General features: G+C 66.6%; 13 protein-coding genes. 7 read left to right on the forward strand and 6 right to left on the reverse strand.

Annotated features, from left to right (window positions below):
- The first annotated feature begins 83 nt into the window (after window positions 1-83).
- Window positions 84-2,270 (forward strand): transglycosylase domain-containing protein, encoded by a 2,187-nt coding sequence (locus tag WAB17_RS07945; RefSeq protein ID WP_435416822.1) that lies wholly within the window; start codon window positions 84-86, stop codon window positions 2,268-2,270.
- Between the two features lie 113 nt (window positions 2,271-2,383).
- Here the strand turns inward: WAB17_RS07945 and WAB17_RS07950 are convergent, their stop codons facing one another.
- The 3 genes from WAB17_RS07950 to hflK form a co-directional block, all read right to left on the reverse strand.
- Window positions 2,384-3,985 carry a Do family serine endopeptidase gene (locus tag WAB17_RS07950; protein WP_435416823.1) on the reverse strand — a complete coding sequence of 534 codons (1,602 nt, stop codon included), beginning with the start codon at window positions 3,983-3,985 and terminating at the stop codon, window positions 2,384-2,386.
- A gap of 102 nt (window positions 3,986-4,087) precedes the next feature.
- Window positions 4,088-4,921: a protease modulator HflC gene (gene hflC, locus WAB17_RS07955; RefSeq protein WP_435416824.1), complete on the reverse strand. Its 834-nt coding sequence runs from the start codon at window positions 4,919-4,921 to the stop codon at window positions 4,088-4,090.
- A 2-nt stretch (window positions 4,922-4,923) separates the two neighbouring features.
- On the reverse strand, window positions 4,924-6,057 hold the full coding sequence (hflK, locus tag WAB17_RS07960) for a protease modulator HflK (RefSeq protein WP_435416825.1): 1,134 nt from the start codon (window positions 6,055-6,057) through the stop codon (window positions 4,924-4,926).
- Window positions 6,058-6,190: 133 nt separating this feature from the next.
- Between hflK and WAB17_RS07965 the strand changes: the two genes are divergently transcribed.
- The 4 genes from WAB17_RS07965 to WAB17_RS07980 are packed head-to-tail and all read left to right on the forward strand — an operon-like array spanning window position 6,191 to window position 11,950.
- A complete protein-coding gene (locus WAB17_RS07965) occupies window positions 6,191-7,159 on the forward strand; it encodes an Mrp/NBP35 family ATP-binding protein (RefSeq protein WP_435416826.1) in 969 nt (322 codons plus the stop codon).
- On the forward strand, window positions 7,159-9,435 hold the full coding sequence (locus tag WAB17_RS07970; RefSeq protein WP_435416827.1) for a molybdopterin cofactor-binding domain-containing protein: 2,277 nt from the start codon (window positions 7,159-7,161) through the stop codon (window positions 9,433-9,435). The genes WAB17_RS07965 and WAB17_RS07970 overlap by 1 nt, the downstream gene beginning before the upstream one ends.
- 41 nt (window positions 9,436-9,476) lie before the next feature.
- Window positions 9,477-10,511, forward strand: a complete 1,035-nt coding sequence (hemH, locus tag WAB17_RS07975) for a ferrochelatase (protein WP_435416828.1) — start codon at window positions 9,477-9,479, stop codon at window positions 10,509-10,511.
- A gap of 50 nt (window positions 10,512-10,561) precedes the next feature.
- Entirely contained in the window at window positions 10,562-11,950 is a 1,389-nt protein-coding gene (locus WAB17_RS07980) for a cytochrome P450 (RefSeq protein WP_435416829.1), read from the forward strand.
- On the opposite strand, the gene WAB17_RS07985 is transcribed toward WAB17_RS07980, so the two are convergent.
- A complete protein-coding gene (locus WAB17_RS07985) occupies window positions 11,947-12,102 on the reverse strand; it encodes a DUF1674 domain-containing protein (protein WP_435416830.1) in 156 nt (51 codons plus the stop codon). The genes WAB17_RS07980 and WAB17_RS07985 overlap by 4 nt on opposite strands.
- A gap of 55 nt (window positions 12,103-12,157) precedes the next feature.
- Between WAB17_RS07985 and WAB17_RS07990 the strand changes: the two genes are divergently transcribed.
- Window positions 12,158-13,411, forward strand: a complete 1,254-nt coding sequence (locus WAB17_RS07990) for an RsmB/NOP family class I SAM-dependent RNA methyltransferase (RefSeq protein ID WP_435416831.1) — start codon at window positions 12,158-12,160, stop codon at window positions 13,409-13,411.
- Between the two features lie 118 nt (window positions 13,412-13,529).
- Window positions 13,530-14,606 (forward strand): sensor histidine kinase, encoded by a 1,077-nt coding sequence (locus WAB17_RS07995; protein WP_435416832.1) that lies wholly within the window; start codon window positions 13,530-13,532, stop codon window positions 14,604-14,606.
- Here the strand turns inward: WAB17_RS07995 and WAB17_RS08000 are convergent.
- Window positions 14,594-15,016: a response regulator gene (locus tag WAB17_RS08000; protein WP_435416833.1), complete on the reverse strand. Its 423-nt coding sequence runs from the start codon at window positions 15,014-15,016 to the stop codon at window positions 14,594-14,596. The genes WAB17_RS07995 and WAB17_RS08000 overlap by 13 nt on opposite strands.
- Before the next feature lie 87 nt (window positions 15,017-15,103).
- Window positions 15,104-15,640: a peptide-methionine (S)-S-oxide reductase MsrA gene (gene msrA, locus WAB17_RS08005; protein ID WP_435416834.1), complete on the reverse strand. Its 537-nt coding sequence runs from the start codon at window positions 15,638-15,640 to the stop codon at window positions 15,104-15,106.
- Window positions 15,641-15,699 lie beyond the last annotated feature (59 nt).

Raw genomic sequence — 15,699 nt, forward strand, 5'->3', positions numbered from 1 at the left:
TCACGCCGCATTAGCCTTGCTCTATGCAAGGCGCGCAGCAGGCGGCATGGGCCGTCGATGCGTGACGGGATGGTTCGAGCGTAATGGTGCAGCGAGGCAGCCGCCGTAAGGCGGCGGAGCAGGCGAGACGGACAAGCGGCGCCCAGCAGCCGCCGGGCCGCATAAGGCTCTGGCTGCGCCGCATCCTGCTCGGCGGGGGCGTGGTCGGCCTGCTCGGGGCGCTTTTCCTCGGCCTTGCGGTGCTGTTCGCGGCCCGCTCGCTGCCCAGCTATACCCAGCTCAAGGCGACGCAGAACGCGCAGACCATCGTCGTGCGCGCGCGCGACGGTTCGGAAATCCTCGAACTCGGGCCGAGTTTCGGCAAGTGGATCCCGCACCGGCAGATCCCGCAGGTCATGAAGGATGCCATGGTCTCGGTCGAGGACCGGCGGTTTTATTCGCATTTCGGTATCGACCCGCTGGGCCTGATGCGGGCGGTCTATGAAGCGGTGACGGGCGACGAGCGGATTTCCGCGACTTCCACCATCACGCAGCAGCTTGCCCGCAATGTCTTCCTCAACTCCAACCGCTCGCTCGACCGCAAGATGCGCGAAGCGGTGCTGGCCATGGCGCTCGAGACGAAGTTCTCCAAGGAACAGATCCTCGAACTCTATCTCAACAAGGTCTATTTCGGCGGCGGCGCCTACGGCATCGACAGCGCCAGCCGGAAATTCTTCAGCCACCCTGGAACCGAGCTGACCACGGCCGAGGCGGCGATCATTGCCGGACTGGTCAAGGCGCCGAGCCGCTATTCCCCGACCGCCGACGTCGACGCCGCTGTCGACCGTGCAAAGGTCGTCCTGCGGCTGATGCGCGAACAGGGCCGGATCAGCCAGAGCGAGGCGCAGGTCGATGTCGGCGCGGTCAAGCTGAAGGCGGAACCGGGCCAGAACTCGGTCCGGTATTTCACCGACTGGGCCCTGCCGCAGCTCGAGATACTGCTGCCCGAAACCTTCGAGCCGATCGAGGTGTGGACCACCATCGACGTCGGGATGCAGCGTGCGGCGCAGGCCTCGATCGAGGCCAATACGCCTGGCGGCGCGCAAGGTGCGCTGGTCAGTATGGACCGCGACGGGGCCGTGCTGGCGCTCGTCGGCGGGCGCGATTACGTCGAAACCAGTTTCAACCGGGCGACCACTGCATTACGCCAGCCGGGCTCGTCGTGGAAACTGTTCGTCTATCTCGCCGCGCTGGAGGCGGGCTATACGCCCGAGGATACGGTCAAGGATGTGCCGGTCACCATTCAGGGCTGGAGCCCGCGCAATTCGGGCGGCGGCTATGCCGGCGAAATGGACCTGCGCAGCGCCTTCGCCTTTTCCAAGAACACCGTTGCGGCGCAACTTGGCAACGAAGTCGGCTTCAGCGCTGTCGCCTCCATGGCCAAGCGGCTCGGCATCACGACGGAGATTTCGACCGTGCCCTCGATGGTGCTGGGGTCGAACGAAGTGCGGCTGATCGACATGACGCGTGCCTTTGCGGCGCTGTCGGCGGGCGGCAATTCGGTCGAGCCCTACGGCATCGTCAAGGTCACAACATCGGGCGGGGACGTACTCTATCAGCACCAGAAGGCACGTTCGATCAAGCTGGTGCCCGACTATGTCGCTGCCGGAATGCTCGACCTGCTGCAGGCTGCGGTTCAGACCGGCACGGGCCGGGCGGCCCAGATCGGGCGCCCCGTTGCCGGCAAGACAGGCACGACCTCTTCCAACAAGGACGGCTATTTCGTCGGTTTCTCCAGCGGGGTGACCACCGGCGTGTGGATGGGGCGCGACGACAGCCGCGCGGTCGGCGGACTGCAGGGCGGGCGGGCCCCTGCCCAAGCCTTCGCAGCCTTCATGCGCTACGCCGTGCGCAACCGGCCGGTCGAGCAGTTCAACACGGACAGCGAATTGCCCGAATGGCAGACGGAACCCGACGAGGAATATTATTTCGGGGATCCGGACGACTACTACTACATCGACGAGCAGGGCAACCTGATCGAACCGGGGCGGATCGAAGGCCCGCGCGGTGACGGTCTGCCGCCGGAAAGCGAAGGCGGTGCGGGCACGGCCGACCGGCCAAGGCGCGGTCCCGATGGGGCCGACGACGAACAGCCGCAGGCGGCCAGCGACGATTTCCTCGACCGGGCTACGGGCGGCAGCAACGAGCCTGCCCGCACACCGCCCACCCAGCCGCGCATATATACGCCGCCGCAACCGCGTACCGTCACCCCGCCGCGTCCGCCGCAATAGGCCTGCGCGTGCACGCCGGTTCAGGCTACGCCGATACGAGACCCGTGAAATAGCCCCCGCCGGACGGACCGGGCGGGGGCTGATCGTTCAGGCGGGGCCGGACAGGGCCGACGTTACTTCTGGATGCGGACGGCCTGGAAGAAGGCAGGCGCACCGCGCCGCTCGATCCGCAGCAGAACGGATTCGCGACCCGCACGCTCGGCCTCGGCCACGATCGCCTCGAGGTCGGCCACGCTGGCAACCGGCTTGTAATTGGCACCGGTGATGATGTCGCGCCGACGCAGGCCCTTCTGCGCCGCATCCGAGCTGGGATCGACCACGGCGACCGCAAGGCCCTGGACCGAGGCATTGACCCCGAGCTGCTGGGCGATCTCGGCCGTCATCGGCAACACGCCGAGGCCGAGCTTGGCCGCAATGCCTTCGCTGCCCTGCATGTTGGGGGTCGTGTTGCTGTCCTGGTCCTCGTCTTCGGAGAACACCTGCGCCTGACGGATCTGGTCCTCGCTGGGACGGCGGCCGACCGTGACGTTGAGCCGGCGCACGGCGCCCTCACGCACCACCTCGACCGGGATGCTGGTGCCCGGCGCGATGTTGGCGATGATGAACGACAGCGTCTGTTCGGGCGTCACGTCCTTGCCGTCGATCTTGGTCACAATATCGCCCGGCCGGATGCCGGCACGGTCCGCAGCCTCGCCCTCGACCACGGTCTGGACGAATTCGCCGCGGTTGCGCGGAAGGCCGAGCGCGCTGGCGACGTCTTCAGTCACCGGCTGGATCTGGACCCCGAGATAGCCGCGTTCGATGGTATCGCCGCGGCGAAGCTTCTCGACGATCGGCGCAGCGATGTCGGCGGGGATGGCGAAGCCGATCCCGACGCTGCCGCCCGACGGGGAGAAGATGGCATTGTTGATGCCGATCACATTGCCCTGCATGTCGAACAGCGGGCCGCCCGAATTGCCGCGGTTGATGCTCGCATCGGTCTGGATGTAGCGATCGTAGGCGCCGCCGCCGGTGTTGCGCAACTGGGCCGAGACGATCCCGCTCGTGACCGTGCCGCCGAGACCGAACGGGTTGCCGATGGCGATGACCCAGTCGCCCACGCGGGCCTGCGTGGAATCGCCGAACTGCACGAACGGGAAGGGTTCGCTGCGGCTGATCTTGAGCACGGCGAGGTCCGACTGGGCATCGGCGCCGACCAGTTCGGCGCGGTATTCGCTGCCGTCCGGCATGGTGACGCTGATTTCCTCGACCGTGCCGCGCCCTTCCGGGCTGATGACATGGTTGTTGGTGACCACGTAACCGTCGGCCGAGATGATGAAGCCCGAGCCGAGCGACTGCGCTTCGCGCGTTTGCGGCTGCGAGGGCTGGCTGCGCTGGTTGAACAGGCCTTCGAAAGGCGTGCCCGCAAACGGATTGCGGTTGTCGACCTGCACCCGCTGGCGGGTCGAGATGTTCACCACTGCCGGCTGCAGTTGCGCGGTCAGGTCGGCGAAGCTCTCAGGGGCGCCGGCGCGCGGGACGACACCTGCCATGGCACGGTCGTCGTTGACGGCAACCTGGGCCCCGGCCGGTTGGCCGGTAACCAGGGAAATGGTCGCGCCGCCAAGAAGCAGCGCAGTGCTGAGGCCATATGCGTATCGCACGGGTTTCACCTTCTCTCGTTCCTCTTCGTCGTTACCCCGGTAGCTACGTTCGGGCAGCGCTTCGGGTTTCATCGTCGCCTGCGATTTCAGCGTCCGGCCACTGAACCTGCGTTTAACGACAGCTGTAGTCGAAGACGCCGGTCGATGGCCGTAGGCGTTTCGTCACCCGGTCTCCTACTGCCCGCGGAACTGCCGCAGATATTCGTTGTCCGGCGACAGGATGATCGATGTCTCTCCGGTGCCCTCGCCCTTGGCGAAGGTCGCTTCGTAACTCTGCATGGCGCGGTAGAAATCGTAGAATTGCGGATCCTTGCCGAAGCTTTCGGCATAGATGCGCGCCGCTTCCGCGTCGGCTTCCGCCCGGATGACGGTGGCGTCCTGTTCGCCCTCCGCCCGGATCGTCACCGCTTCGCGGCGCCGGTCCGAACGCATCCGTTCGAAGGCTGCGAGCAGCGGCTCGCCGCTCGGCAGGTCGGTGCGCTTGATCTGCACGTCGATGACCTCGGCGCCGTAGGCGCGCGCCTGCCGGTCGAGATTGACGCGCACGGTGGCGAGCGCGGTGCCGCGTTCGGCCGTCAGCATGGCCTGGAAAGTGCGCCGGCCCAGTTCCTGCCTCAGTACCGAATTGAGGATCGGTTCCAACGCTGTCCGGACGCCCTCGGTGCTCCCCGCGCGTTCCACCATGCGGATCGGATCGACGATGCGGAACCGTGCATAGGCGTTGACGAGCAATCGCTGCTGGTCGTTCGACAGCACTTCCTCGTCCGTCATTTCAAGGTCGAGGACACGCTTTTCGACCAGTTCCACGGTCTGCAGCAAGGGCACACTGAAATAGAGCCCGGCATCGGTGCTCCCGCCGGGGGTGTTGATCGTCCCGACCGGGCGACCGGTCTGGATAACGACCGCCTGCTGTTCTTCCGGCACCACGAAGGCGCTCATGAAGAAACCGATCACGGCGATCGCCACGGCGAGGAAGGCCAGCTTGTAGTTTTCCCAGAGCGTATCCATCGTTACTGCCTCCCCGTCACGGTCGTGGCAGGTGCGGCGGGCTGCGCGGTGGCACCCCGGCGGACTTCCGGCAGCGGCAGGTACGGTGTGACCCCGCGCGGTTCGACGATGGTCTTGTCGGTCGTGCTCAGAACACGCTCCATTGTTTCATAGTAAAGGCGCTGGCGGGTCACCTCGGGGGCGAGCCGGTACTGTTCGTACACCTTGTCGAACGCCTGTGCTTCGCCGCGGGCGAGCGAGAGCTGCTGCTGGGCATAGCCGCGCGCCTGGTTGCGGGCGGCATCGGCGTTCTGTTCGGCCACCGAGACGTCCTTGAACGCGTCGTTGACTTCTTCCGGTGGGTCGGCCTTGTCGATTTCGACGCCGAGCACCTCGATGCCCGAACGATAGCGGTCGAGGGCTTGCTGCATCCGCTGGCGCACGGCCTGTTCGATGCCGGCGCGGCCTTCGCCCGAAAACGTTTGGTCGAGCGACTTTTCCGCCACCGATGCGCGCATCGCGGCTTCGGCCACTTCCTTGACCGTCTCGATCGGCTCGACCAGCGAATATTTGAAGCCGCGCAGGTCCTTGATGTTCCAGCGGACGATGTAGCTGAGATCGACCAGGTTCTGGTCGCCGGTGAGGATCAGCTTCTCCTCTCGCGCGCCGTCCGGAATGCGCACGGAACGCACGCCCTGGACATCCTCTACATCCACGGTCTGGACGGGGAAGGGCAGGGTGAAATTGAGGCCCGGGCTGAGCGTTCGCGAATAATCGCCCAGCGTCTTCACGACCGCCTGCTCCTTTGGCCCGATCTGGTGCACCATCGTCATGCCGAGGCCCACTACGACCAGCCCGCCGAGGATGACGGGGAACCAGCTCTTGCCGCCTGGGCGTTCCGGCAGGCGGAAATTGGGCCCGCGGCCACCGCCGCCGCCCCGCCGCGGCCCTTCCGGCCCGCGGTTCCTGAAGATGTCCTCGATGCTGGCCGAGCGGCGCGGTTCGCCGCCTGAGCCTGGCGGCAACCAGGGATTGCGCGGGCCGTTGGGCTTGGCCGGGCCGGAATCGTCGCCGCCGCCGTCTCCGCCGCCGTCGCTGCCGGCACCTTCGCCGCCGCCGCCGCTACCCTTGCCGCCCCACGGGCTCTTGCCGGCCATTGCCAGCCCTGCCCAACTACGATGACCCCACGCTCGGAACCTGTCAAAACTCTCCATGCCTGACTGTATAGGTTGCCCGCCGGGGAAAAACAGGGGTGGCAGCTGCAAAATTGCTGCTATCGAGCCGCGACATATGGACGACAGCCAGTTGCAAGCCGCCCTTCCCGCTGCGATCGCCGCGCGCGTGACCTCGTTGAAGCTGCGCGAAGGCGTGGTTACCGTGGTGCTCGACGGCACCGGGCTCGACGCGAACACCCACGAGGCCATGCAGGCCGACACGCGGGCCGTTCTTGCATCCCTGCCGGGTGTGGCGGATGTCCGCACGGCGGTGATGGCCGAGCGGCCACGACGCCGTATCGTTGCGGTCGGATCGGGCAAGGGCGGGGTCGGGAAATCGACGCTGACCGCCAATCTCGCGGTCGCGCTCAAGCGCCGCGGCGTGAAGGTCGGGGTCGTCGACGCCGATGTCTACGGGCCTTCGCAGCCGGTCCTTCTCGCCAGTGCCGACAAGAAGCCCCAGGCCGAAGGGCAGAAACTGCAACCTGTCACCGGCGTGCTCGATATTCCCATGCTTTCGATGGGCCACCTGGTGCCCCCGGGCCGCGCCCTTGCCTGGCGCGGGCCGATGGCGGGCGGGGCGCTGACCCAGCTGATGGACGCAGACTGGGGCGATGTCGAACTGATCCTGATCGACCTGCCTCCCGGCACCGGCGACGTGCAGCTGACCATGGTGCAGAAGCACAAGCCCGATGGCGCGGTGATCGTCTCGACCCCGCAGGATCTCGCCCTGATCGATGCCGCACGCGCGGGACAATTGTTCGAAACTGCCGGCGTGCCGGTGATCGGCCTGGTCGAGAACATGGCCGGCTATGCCTGCCCGCATTGCGGCGAGGTTTCCGATCCCTTCGGGCAGGGCGGTGTGGAAAGCGCGGCGGCAAGGCTGGAATTGCCGTTCCTGGGGCGTATTCCGCTGGCGATGGACATTCGCATTGCCAGTGATGCCGGGACGCCGCCTGCCGCCGGCGACGATGCCGGGGGGGCACATTTCGCCGCCATCGCCGCGCAGGTCGCCGACTGGCTGGACGGCGGGCACACGCGCTGATGGTGCTGGTCAGCCGCCGCGGGGTGCTGGCCGGGGCGGCCGTCGGCGGCGGGCTGCTGGTGGCGTGGTCGATGTGGCCGCGCGACTATGCCAGCGGCCTCGCACCGACCGGCGAGGAGGCCGATTTCGACGCCTGGCTCAAGATCGCCGCCGACGGAATCGTGACCGTCGCCCTGCCGCAGCTGGAAATGGGGCAGGGCGTATCGACCGTCCTGCCGCAGGTCGTCGCGACGGAACTCGGGGCCGACTGGCGCCAGGTCGCGGTCCAGCCGGTGGCGCCGAGCGGGGCCTACGCCAATATCCCCCTCGCCGCCAAATGGGGACGGCTGTGGCTGCCCTCGGCAGTGCCCGGCTTCGTCGAGACCGGACCCGACGATCTGGTCGTAAGGCGCTGGGCCGAGGCACAGCGCTTTTGCGCGACGGCGGAAGGGACCTCGCTCGCCGCGTACGAGGCCCCGTGCCGGGCCGCTGCCGCCGCGGCCCGGGCCATGCTGGTGCAGGTCGCTGCCGACCGCTGGGATGTTGCCGCGGAGGAATGCGACACGGCACGCGGCTTCGTGGTCCATGGCAGGAAACGGCTGCGGTTCGGCGAACTTGCGCTGGATGCCGCCGAACTCGACCCGCCCGACCCGCCGCCGCTGCGCGCGGAGGCGCCTGCGGAGCGACCCGGCCCTGGCACACAAGACGCGGCCCGGTCGTTGCCGCGCCTCGACCTTCCCTCGAAGGTCGACGGCAGTCATGTCTTCGCCGGCGACGTGCGCCTGCCGGGCATGGTCTATGCCGCGATCCGGCATGGCCCGGCCGATCGGGCGCTGCTGGCGGGGTTCGATGCGGCTGCGGGGCGCGCCGTTCCGGGCTATGTCGGTGCAGTGCAGGGAAAGCGCTGGCTGGCGGCGGTGGCGGAGAACTGGTGGGCGGCGGAACGAGCGCTTGCGGCCATGGTGCCCCGTTTCACCGCCGCGTCGCGCCCGGACAGCGAGGCGATCGAGGGGCTCCTGGCCGAAGCGCGCGACAAGGGCGAAAGTTATCGGATCGCACAACGCGGCGACGGCGCCGAAGCGATGGGCAAGCCCGACCTGACGCTGCATTACGATATCCGCCCGGCGATGCACCTGCCGCTGGAAACGGCCACGGCGACGGCCTGGCTGCGCGACGGTCGGCTCGAACTCTGGCTCGCGAGCCAGGCGCCCGAAGCGGCGCGATCGGCCGTGGCGGCGGCGCTCGATCTCCGAACCGAGGATGTGATCCTCTATCCGATGCCGGCGGGCGGCAGCTTCGATGCGCGACTGGAGCACGGCCATGCGATCGAGGCGGCGCTGATTGCCCGCGAAACCGCGGGGCCGGTGCAACTGGTGTGGTCGCGCTGGCAGGAGATGCTGGCCAGCCATCCCCGAGCGCCGGTCGCGGCGAAAGTCAGCGCCCGGCTCGCGCCTGACGGCAGTATCGCGATCTTGCGCACCCGGCTGGCGGTGCAGCCCTGGGGCAGGGAGGCAGGGAGCCGATTGTTCGGTAACCGGACGAACTGGGCCGCCATCGAGGAGACGGAAGGAGAGGCCGATCCGATCGTGGGCGAGGGGGCCATGCCCCCCTATGCCATTCCGCACGTGGTGGTCGACCACGTCCCCGTGCGCACCGGCCTTCCCGCCGGGCGGATGCGCGGGCAGGCCCATGGCTATACCGCCTTCGTGCGCGAAAGCTTCATCGACGAGATCGCGCTGCGCAACGAGCGCGAGCCGCTTTCGTACCGCATTGCCATGCTGGGTGAGGATCCGCGCCTTGTCGAATGCCTCCAGCGCGCCGCGCGGCTGGCCGAATGGGGCGGCGGCAGCGACGGCCGCGGCCAGGGCCTCGCCTGCCATCGCATGGACCTGGGTGACAGCACCGGCCGCATCGCCTGCATCGCCACGGCCAAGCAGGAAGCGGGCGGGGTGCGGGTGACGAAATTCAGTGTCGCCGTAGATATCGGCCGCATCGTCAATGTCGATATCGCGCGCCAGCAGATCGAAGGCGGGCTGCTGTTCGGAACCGCTCTCGCCCTGGGGTCGGACATGGGCTGGCAAGGCGGGTTGCCTACCAGCGCCCGCCTCGCCGCCATGAACATGCCCGTCCTGGGGGATTGCCCGGAGATCGAGGTCGAGTTCCTTCCCGGCAAGGGCGCTCCGTTCGATCCCGGCGAACTGGGCATGGCCGTCGCCGCCCCGGCCATCGCCAATGCGCTGTTTTCTGCCACCGGCTTGCGCCTGCGCAACCTGCCACTGCTGTCGGGCGGACTTTAGTTCCGCTTGACGGCGGGCGCGCATTCGGGTTGGCGGCGCGCATGACCTGGCATGCCCAATCGCTCCCCGCCGACCACAAGCCCGTGAAGAGCGGGCGGATCGGCGTGCTGCTGGTCAATCTCGGCACGCCCGACGCGCCCGATGTCGCCTCGGTCAAGCGCTACCTGCTCGAATTCCTGTCCGACCGCCGCGTGGTCGAGATCCCGCCGATTGCCTGGCAGCCGATCCTGCGCGGCATCATCCTCAACACGCGCCCCAAGAAGAGCGCCGCAGCTTACCAGAAGGTCTGGACCGATGAGGGTTCGCCACTGGCGGTGATTACCCGCAGGCAGGCCGAAGGTTTGCAGCTACGGCTGGGCGATGGAGTCCATGTCGACTGGGCCATGCGTTACGGCCAGCCGTCGATCCCTGACCGGCTGAAAGCGATGGCCGAGGCAGGATGTGACCGCATCCTATTCGCACCGCTCTACCCGCAATACTCCGGCGCGACGACGGGGACTGCGGTCGACAAGGCGGCCGAAACGCTGAAGGATATGCGCTGGCAGCCGGCGCTGCGCGTGCTGCCGGCCTATCACGATCACGCCGGTTATCTCGATGCGCTGGAGGCCGACACGCTGCGCCAGCTCGACGCGCTCGATTTCGTGCCGGAAGTGCTGCTCTTGAGCTTCCACGGCATGCCGCTGCGCACGCTGGAACTGGGCGATCCCTATCACTGCCAGTGCCGCAAGACCGCGCGCCTGCTGGCCGAGCGGCTCTCCGCGCACGGGAGATGGGCCGATATGCGGGTCGTGACGACGTTCCAGAGCCGCTTCGGCCGGGCACAGTGGCTGGAACCCGCGACGGACGACACCATCATTGCCGAGGCGAAAGCGGGCACGAAACGGATGGCGGTGGCCATGCCGGGCTTTTCCGCCGACTGCCTGGAGACGCTAGAAGAAATCGCCATGGAGGGCCGCGACGAGTTCCTCGAAGCGGGCGGCGAGCGATACCAGGCGCTCGCCTGCCTCAACGACAGCGATGCCGGCATGGCGATGCTGGAAGCGCTGGTGCGGCAGGAACTGGCAGGCTGGATTTAACCTTCATTGGGTAGTGATTTGCTACTGACATTGCTGTAAGGAACTTCGCCATGGCTACCCTCGCAGCGCATTCCGCCCCCGCCCCCGTCCCGACCCATTGGACCGAAGGCAACCCGACCGAAGCCGAGCTTGCCCATATCCCCGGCGAAGGCGGCTGGCCGATCGTCGGCAACACCTTCCGGATGCTGGCCGATCCCCATGCCTTTGCCCGGCGGATGTACGAAACCTACGGCAAGGTCTATCGCAACCGCGCCTTCGGCGGCTGGCAGGTGGCGCTGATCGGGGCCGAGGCGAACGAGCTGATGCTGTTCGACAAGGGCAAGATCTTTTCCAGCGAGCAGGGTTGGGGGCCGATCCTCGACCAGCTGTTCCCGCGCGGGCTGATGCTGATCGATTTCGACCATCACCGCGCCGACCGGCGGGCGCTGTCGATCGCTTTCAAGCCCGAACCGATGCGGCACTACGCCGGCTCGCTCAACCGCGGCATCGCCCGGCGGATGGTGGAATGGGGGGAGGGACCGATGGCGTTCTACCCCGCCATCAAGCAGCTGACGCTCGACCTTGCGGCAGACAGTTTCCTCGGCCTGCCGTTCGGGCCGGAAGCCGACGCCATCAACACAGCCTTCGTCGACATGGTCCAGGCCTCGGTCGCGCCGGTACGCAAGCCCTTGCCATTTACCCTGATGAAGAAGGGGGTCGATGGCCGCAAATTGCTGGTCGAGTATTTCACCAAGGAAACGCACCGTATCCGCGCCGAGGGCGGCGGGCAGGACATGTTCAGCCAGTTCGCCACCGCCGAATACGAGGACGGCAGCCAGATGCCGGTCGACGAGGTGGTCGACCACATGAACTTCCTGATGATGGCGGCGCATGACACGATCACCTCCAGCGCCACCTCGCTCGTCTACCTGCTCGCCAAGCATCCCGAATGGCAGGAAAAGCTGCACCAGGAACTGACCGCGATCACCGGCGGCGAGGGCAAGGAGCTCGCCTACGACCAGCTGGGCGAGCCCGAGCTGACCGAGATGGCGTTCAAGGAAGCGCTGCGGCATATCCCGCCGGTGCCCTCCATGCCGCGCCGCGCGCTCAAGGGCTTCGAATACGGCGGTTATCACATTCCCGCCGGGACGGGCGTGGGGATCAACATCCACCTGGTCCACCACATGGAAGAATACTGGGACAGCCCGTTCACCTTCGATCCGATGCGCTTCACCGCCGACAAGGTGAAGGCACGGCACAAATATGCCTGGGTCCCCTTCGGTGGCGGCGCGCACATGTGCCTGGGGCTGCATTTCGCGTATATGCAGATAAAGATTCTGATGGCGCATTTGCTGACCCGTTACCGGATCGAGATTGCCGAGGGCTACGACCCGGCGTGGCAGGCGTGGCCGATCCCGAAGCCCAAGGATGGCCTCAGGATTGCGCTCAAGAAGCTCTAGAAATCGATCGCGATGCCGTCCTTGACCCAGTCGCCGTAGCGGGTCGGGCTCAATTCCTCGTCCACCTTTGCCTTCTCCGGCATGGGTGCCGGTTCGTCGGTCCAGTGGGCCGGCTTCTTGAAGTCCTTCGGACGTTGGGTGGCGCGTTTCATGGTGTCGAGATGCGCGCACTGGCGCTCGGTTGCAATACCGACTAACCGCCGCCCCATGGCCCAACCGACCGGAATCCATGCGCGCCGCGCCGCGCTCCAGATGCTCGATGCCGTGCTGCGCCGGGGCGAGACGCTGGAACAGGCCGAAGGGCCCGCGCTCAAGACCTTGCGAAGCACGCCCGACAAGGGGCTGGCCCGCGCGCTCGCCAACGAGACGCTGCGCTGGCTGACCGATCTCGACGCGCTGATCGACAGCGCGACCAGGCAGCCTCTGCCTGACGATGCCAAGGTGCGCACAGTCCTGCGGTTGATGCTGGCCGGCTGGCTGCGGCTGGAAACACCGCCGCATGCGGTCATCGCCACCGGCCTACCGTTGTTGGCGGGCGGGCCACGGCGACTGGCGCACGGGGTTTTCTCGACGCTCGACAAGCGGGGCGCGCGACTGCCCGAAGTGCCGACCCTGCCGGAGCGGGTGCGCGAACGCTGGGGCGAGCGCACCGCCAGCATCGCCGCCGGTCTCGCAGAACCGCCGCCGCTCGATCTCACGCTCCGCGACCCGGCAGAGACGCAGCACTGGGCCAACCAGATGGCTGCCGACAGCTTCATGCCCGGCCATTTGCGCCTGCCGCGCGGCTCTGCGGTGGAGACGCTGCCCGGCTTCAAGGAGGGCGCGTGGTGGGTGCAGGATCTCGCCGCCTCGCTGCCCGCGCGGCTGCTGGGGCCCGGAACAAAGGATGGCGAGGGACGGCACGTGCTCGACCTCTGCGCCGCACCGGGGGGCAAGACGCTGCAACTGTCCGCTGCCGGCTGGAAGGTCACTGCGCTCGACCTCAGCAAGCGGCGGCTGGACCTGCTCAAGGACAATCTCAAGCGCACCGGCCTCAAGGCCTCGCCCATCCGCGCCGATGCGCTGACCTGGGAACCGAAGCACCAGTTCGATGCGATCCTGCTCGACGCGCCTTGCACGGCGACGGGCACCTGCCGCCGCCATCCGGATGTTCTGCATCGCATCGGCCAGCGCCAGATTGCAGAGATGGCGGAGCTTCAGGCTGCGCTGCTGCTCAGGGCCGCCACCTGGCTGAAGCCCGGCGGGACGCTGGTTTACGCGGTGTGCTCTCTGGAACGTGAAGAGGGCGAGGAGCAGGCGGCGAAAGTCGCACTGGCGCCAATCCCGGTCGGCAGGGGCGAGCTGCCCGACGGTATCGAGCCAACCGCCGAGGGCTGGCTACGTACCGAGCCCGGCATGCTGACCGATCGGGGCGGTCTCGATGGGTTTTTCGTCGTGCGATGGACGAAGCCCGTAACCTGAACAGCGGCGGGAACCTTTCCCGGCTCGCATCGTTCGCTTGGAACTTCAAGCGGGGTCAAATGCAACACCCAATTCGGTTCTCGACCATTGTCCGCCCACTGGCAGGCCGGGTCTGCGCGTGAGCGAAGCGCCTGTGTCCCCGTCCGCTCAGCGGCCTGTCGGCGGATCGGCGCATGGCGCAGAGCGCCCGCTGAGCGAGGCCTACGCCCTCGAAAGCGCAGGCGCAGCCTTCAATGCGCTCGCCGACACCATGCCGCAGATCGTCTGGTCGACCTTGCCCGATGGATCGCACGATTACTACAACCGGCACTGGTACGAATTCACGGGCGTGCCCGAAGGTTCGACCGACGGCGAGGGATGGGCGGAGCTGTTCCACGCTGAAGACCAGCCCAATGCCTGGGAAAATTGGCGCCGCAGCCTTGAAACCGGCGAGCCGTACGAAGTCGAGTATCGCCTTCGTCATCATTCCGGGGAATACCAGTGGATGATCGGTCGCGCCCTGCCGATCAGGGCCGCAGACGGCTCTATCGAGCGGTGGATCGGAACCTGCACCAACGTCAACGAACAGAAACGGGTCGCCCTGCTCAACCAGATCCTGGGGCAGGAACTGAGCCACCGCATCAAGAACATCTTCGCCGTCATCTCCGGTCTCGTCAGCCTTACGGCGCGCAACAATCCCGGCTTCTCGGACGTGGCGCAGGAACTGCTCGGCCGCATATCGGCGCTGGGCAGGGCGCATGAGCTGGTGCGGCCGCACAGCGACAAATCCCGCCGCGAAATCGGTGACGTGACTTTGATCACGCTGATCGAAAGGATCTTCTCGTTCTACCCTGCCTATGACGAGGGTAGGGTCCGGATCGAAGGAGGCGATGTGGAAATCGCCAGCAGCGCGGCGACGCCCATGGCCCTGCTCCTGCACGAACTGGCGACGAACGCAATCAAATACGGCAGTCTTTCGACCTCCTCAGGCACGCTTACGATCAAGCTCGTCGACCGGGGCGACACCATGCAGTTGATCTGGACGGAAAGCGGTGCGCCAAGTTTCGAGAGTGGGGAAATCGTTCCCGGTTTCGGCAGCCGCCTGGTCGACCTTGCCGTGCGTAACCAGCTCGGCGGCAATTATACGCGGAGCTGGGAATTGGAGGGCCTGAAGCTCGATGTTACTATCGAAAAGGCCCGGATTCAGGCGGCCTGAGCGTCGTCGAACAACCGTAGCACAGGCGGAGGGGGAGGGGTCAGCCCGTTGCGGCGACGCTCGACGAAATCGATGAGCTGGCGCAGTTCGCCCACCCCGACCGGCTTCTCGACAGCGCCGATAGTGCCCGACACACCATCGCCGAGCTGCGCGGTATTCGCCGTCACGAAGATCACCTGCACGCCGAAATCGACGGCAAGGCGCCGGCCGATTTCCGGTCCGGTCGCCCCGTCCGCCAGATTGACGTCGACCAATGCGATATCGACCGTCTCGGCGTCACGCGCCAAGGCAAGGGCGCTGCCGAGATTGTCGGCGACACCAACGGGGATGTGACCGAGGTCACGCACAACTTCTTCCATTTCGAGAGCGATCAGGAACTCGTCTTCGACGATCAGGACACGGGCGGGCATAGCTAACTACATGATTTTGCTGAATGGGTTCGGGTTTCGTAAAAAATAACGCCGTGCCACCCGCCCGGTTCCGAAAATCTGACCCTCTCAGCCCTTGACCTTGGAGGCGAAACTCTTGCGAAGTTTCATGAGCTTTGGCGGGATGACCGCAAGGCAATAGGGATTTCGCTGGCCTTCGCCGTCCCAGTAGTCCTGGTGGTAGTCCTCCGCCGGATACCATTCCGACGCGTCTTCGATCGTCGTCACCGCCGTCTGGCCGCTGCCGGCGTTCCAGCGCGCGATCGCGGCTTCCGCCTCGTCCCGCTGTTTATCGTCGAGCGGAAAGATCGCGCTCCGGTACTGGGTGCCGACATCGCCCCCCTGCCGGTTGAGCTGGGTTGGGTCGTGGGTGCCGAGGAACATGTCGTAGATTTCGGCCAGGCTGATGGCCTCCGTATCGAAAGTTACGCGGATCGCCTCGGCATGGCCGGTCGTACCGGTGCACACTTCCTTGTATGTGGGGTGGGGCTTGGTGCCGCCGATATAGCCGCTCTCGACGTCGGTTACGCCGATCACGTCCTTGAAAACCGCCTCGGTGCACCAGAAACATCCGCCGGCGATGATCGCTTGCTGGGAATTGCTCATTGAAATCTCCATCGGTTGCATGCGAACATAGGTGCACAGGCCGAATTTGCCATATCGGC

Origin of the sequence: Parerythrobacter aurantius, assembly GCF_045291475.1 — a bacterium.
Classification (GTDB): domain Bacteria; phylum Pseudomonadota; class Alphaproteobacteria; order Sphingomonadales; family Sphingomonadaceae; genus Parerythrobacter; species Parerythrobacter aurantius.

Bases quoted from the DNA above. Each gene is read 5' to 3' on its own strand.
- WAB17_RS07945 (WP_435416822.1), top strand. From the start codon at position 84: ATGGTGCAGCGAGGCAGCCGCCGTAAGGCGGCGGAGCAGGCGAGACGG.
- WAB17_RS07950 (WP_435416823.1), bottom strand. From the start codon at position 3,985: ATGAAACCCGAAGCGCTGCCCGAACGTAGCTACCGGGGTAACGACGAA.
- hflC (WP_435416824.1), bottom strand. From the start codon at position 4,921: ATGGATACGCTCTGGGAAAACTACAAGCTGGCCTTCCTCGCCGTGGCG.
- hflK (WP_435416825.1), bottom strand. From the start codon at position 6,057: ATGGCCGGCAAGAGCCCGTGGGGCGGCAAGGGTAGCGGCGGCGGCGGC.
- WAB17_RS07965 (WP_435416826.1), top strand. From the start codon at position 6,191: ATGGACGACAGCCAGTTGCAAGCCGCCCTTCCCGCTGCGATCGCCGCG.
- WAB17_RS07970 (WP_435416827.1), top strand. From the start codon at position 7,159: ATGGTGCTGGTCAGCCGCCGCGGGGTGCTGGCCGGGGCGGCCGTCGGC.
- hemH (WP_435416828.1), top strand. From the start codon at position 9,477: ATGACCTGGCATGCCCAATCGCTCCCCGCCGACCACAAGCCCGTGAAG.
- WAB17_RS07980 (WP_435416829.1), top strand. From the start codon at position 10,562: ATGGCTACCCTCGCAGCGCATTCCGCCCCCGCCCCCGTCCCGACCCAT.
- WAB17_RS07985 (WP_435416830.1), bottom strand. From the start codon at position 12,102: ATGAAACGCGCCACCCAACGTCCGAAGGACTTCAAGAAGCCGGCCCAC.
- WAB17_RS07990 (WP_435416831.1), top strand. From the start codon at position 12,158: ATGGCCCAACCGACCGGAATCCATGCGCGCCGCGCCGCGCTCCAGATG.
- WAB17_RS08000 (WP_435416833.1), bottom strand. From the start codon at position 15,016: ATGCCCGCCCGTGTCCTGATCGTCGAAGACGAGTTCCTGATCGCTCTC.
- msrA (WP_435416834.1), bottom strand. From the start codon at position 15,640: ATGAGCAATTCCCAGCAAGCGATCATCGCCGGCGGATGTTTCTGGTGC.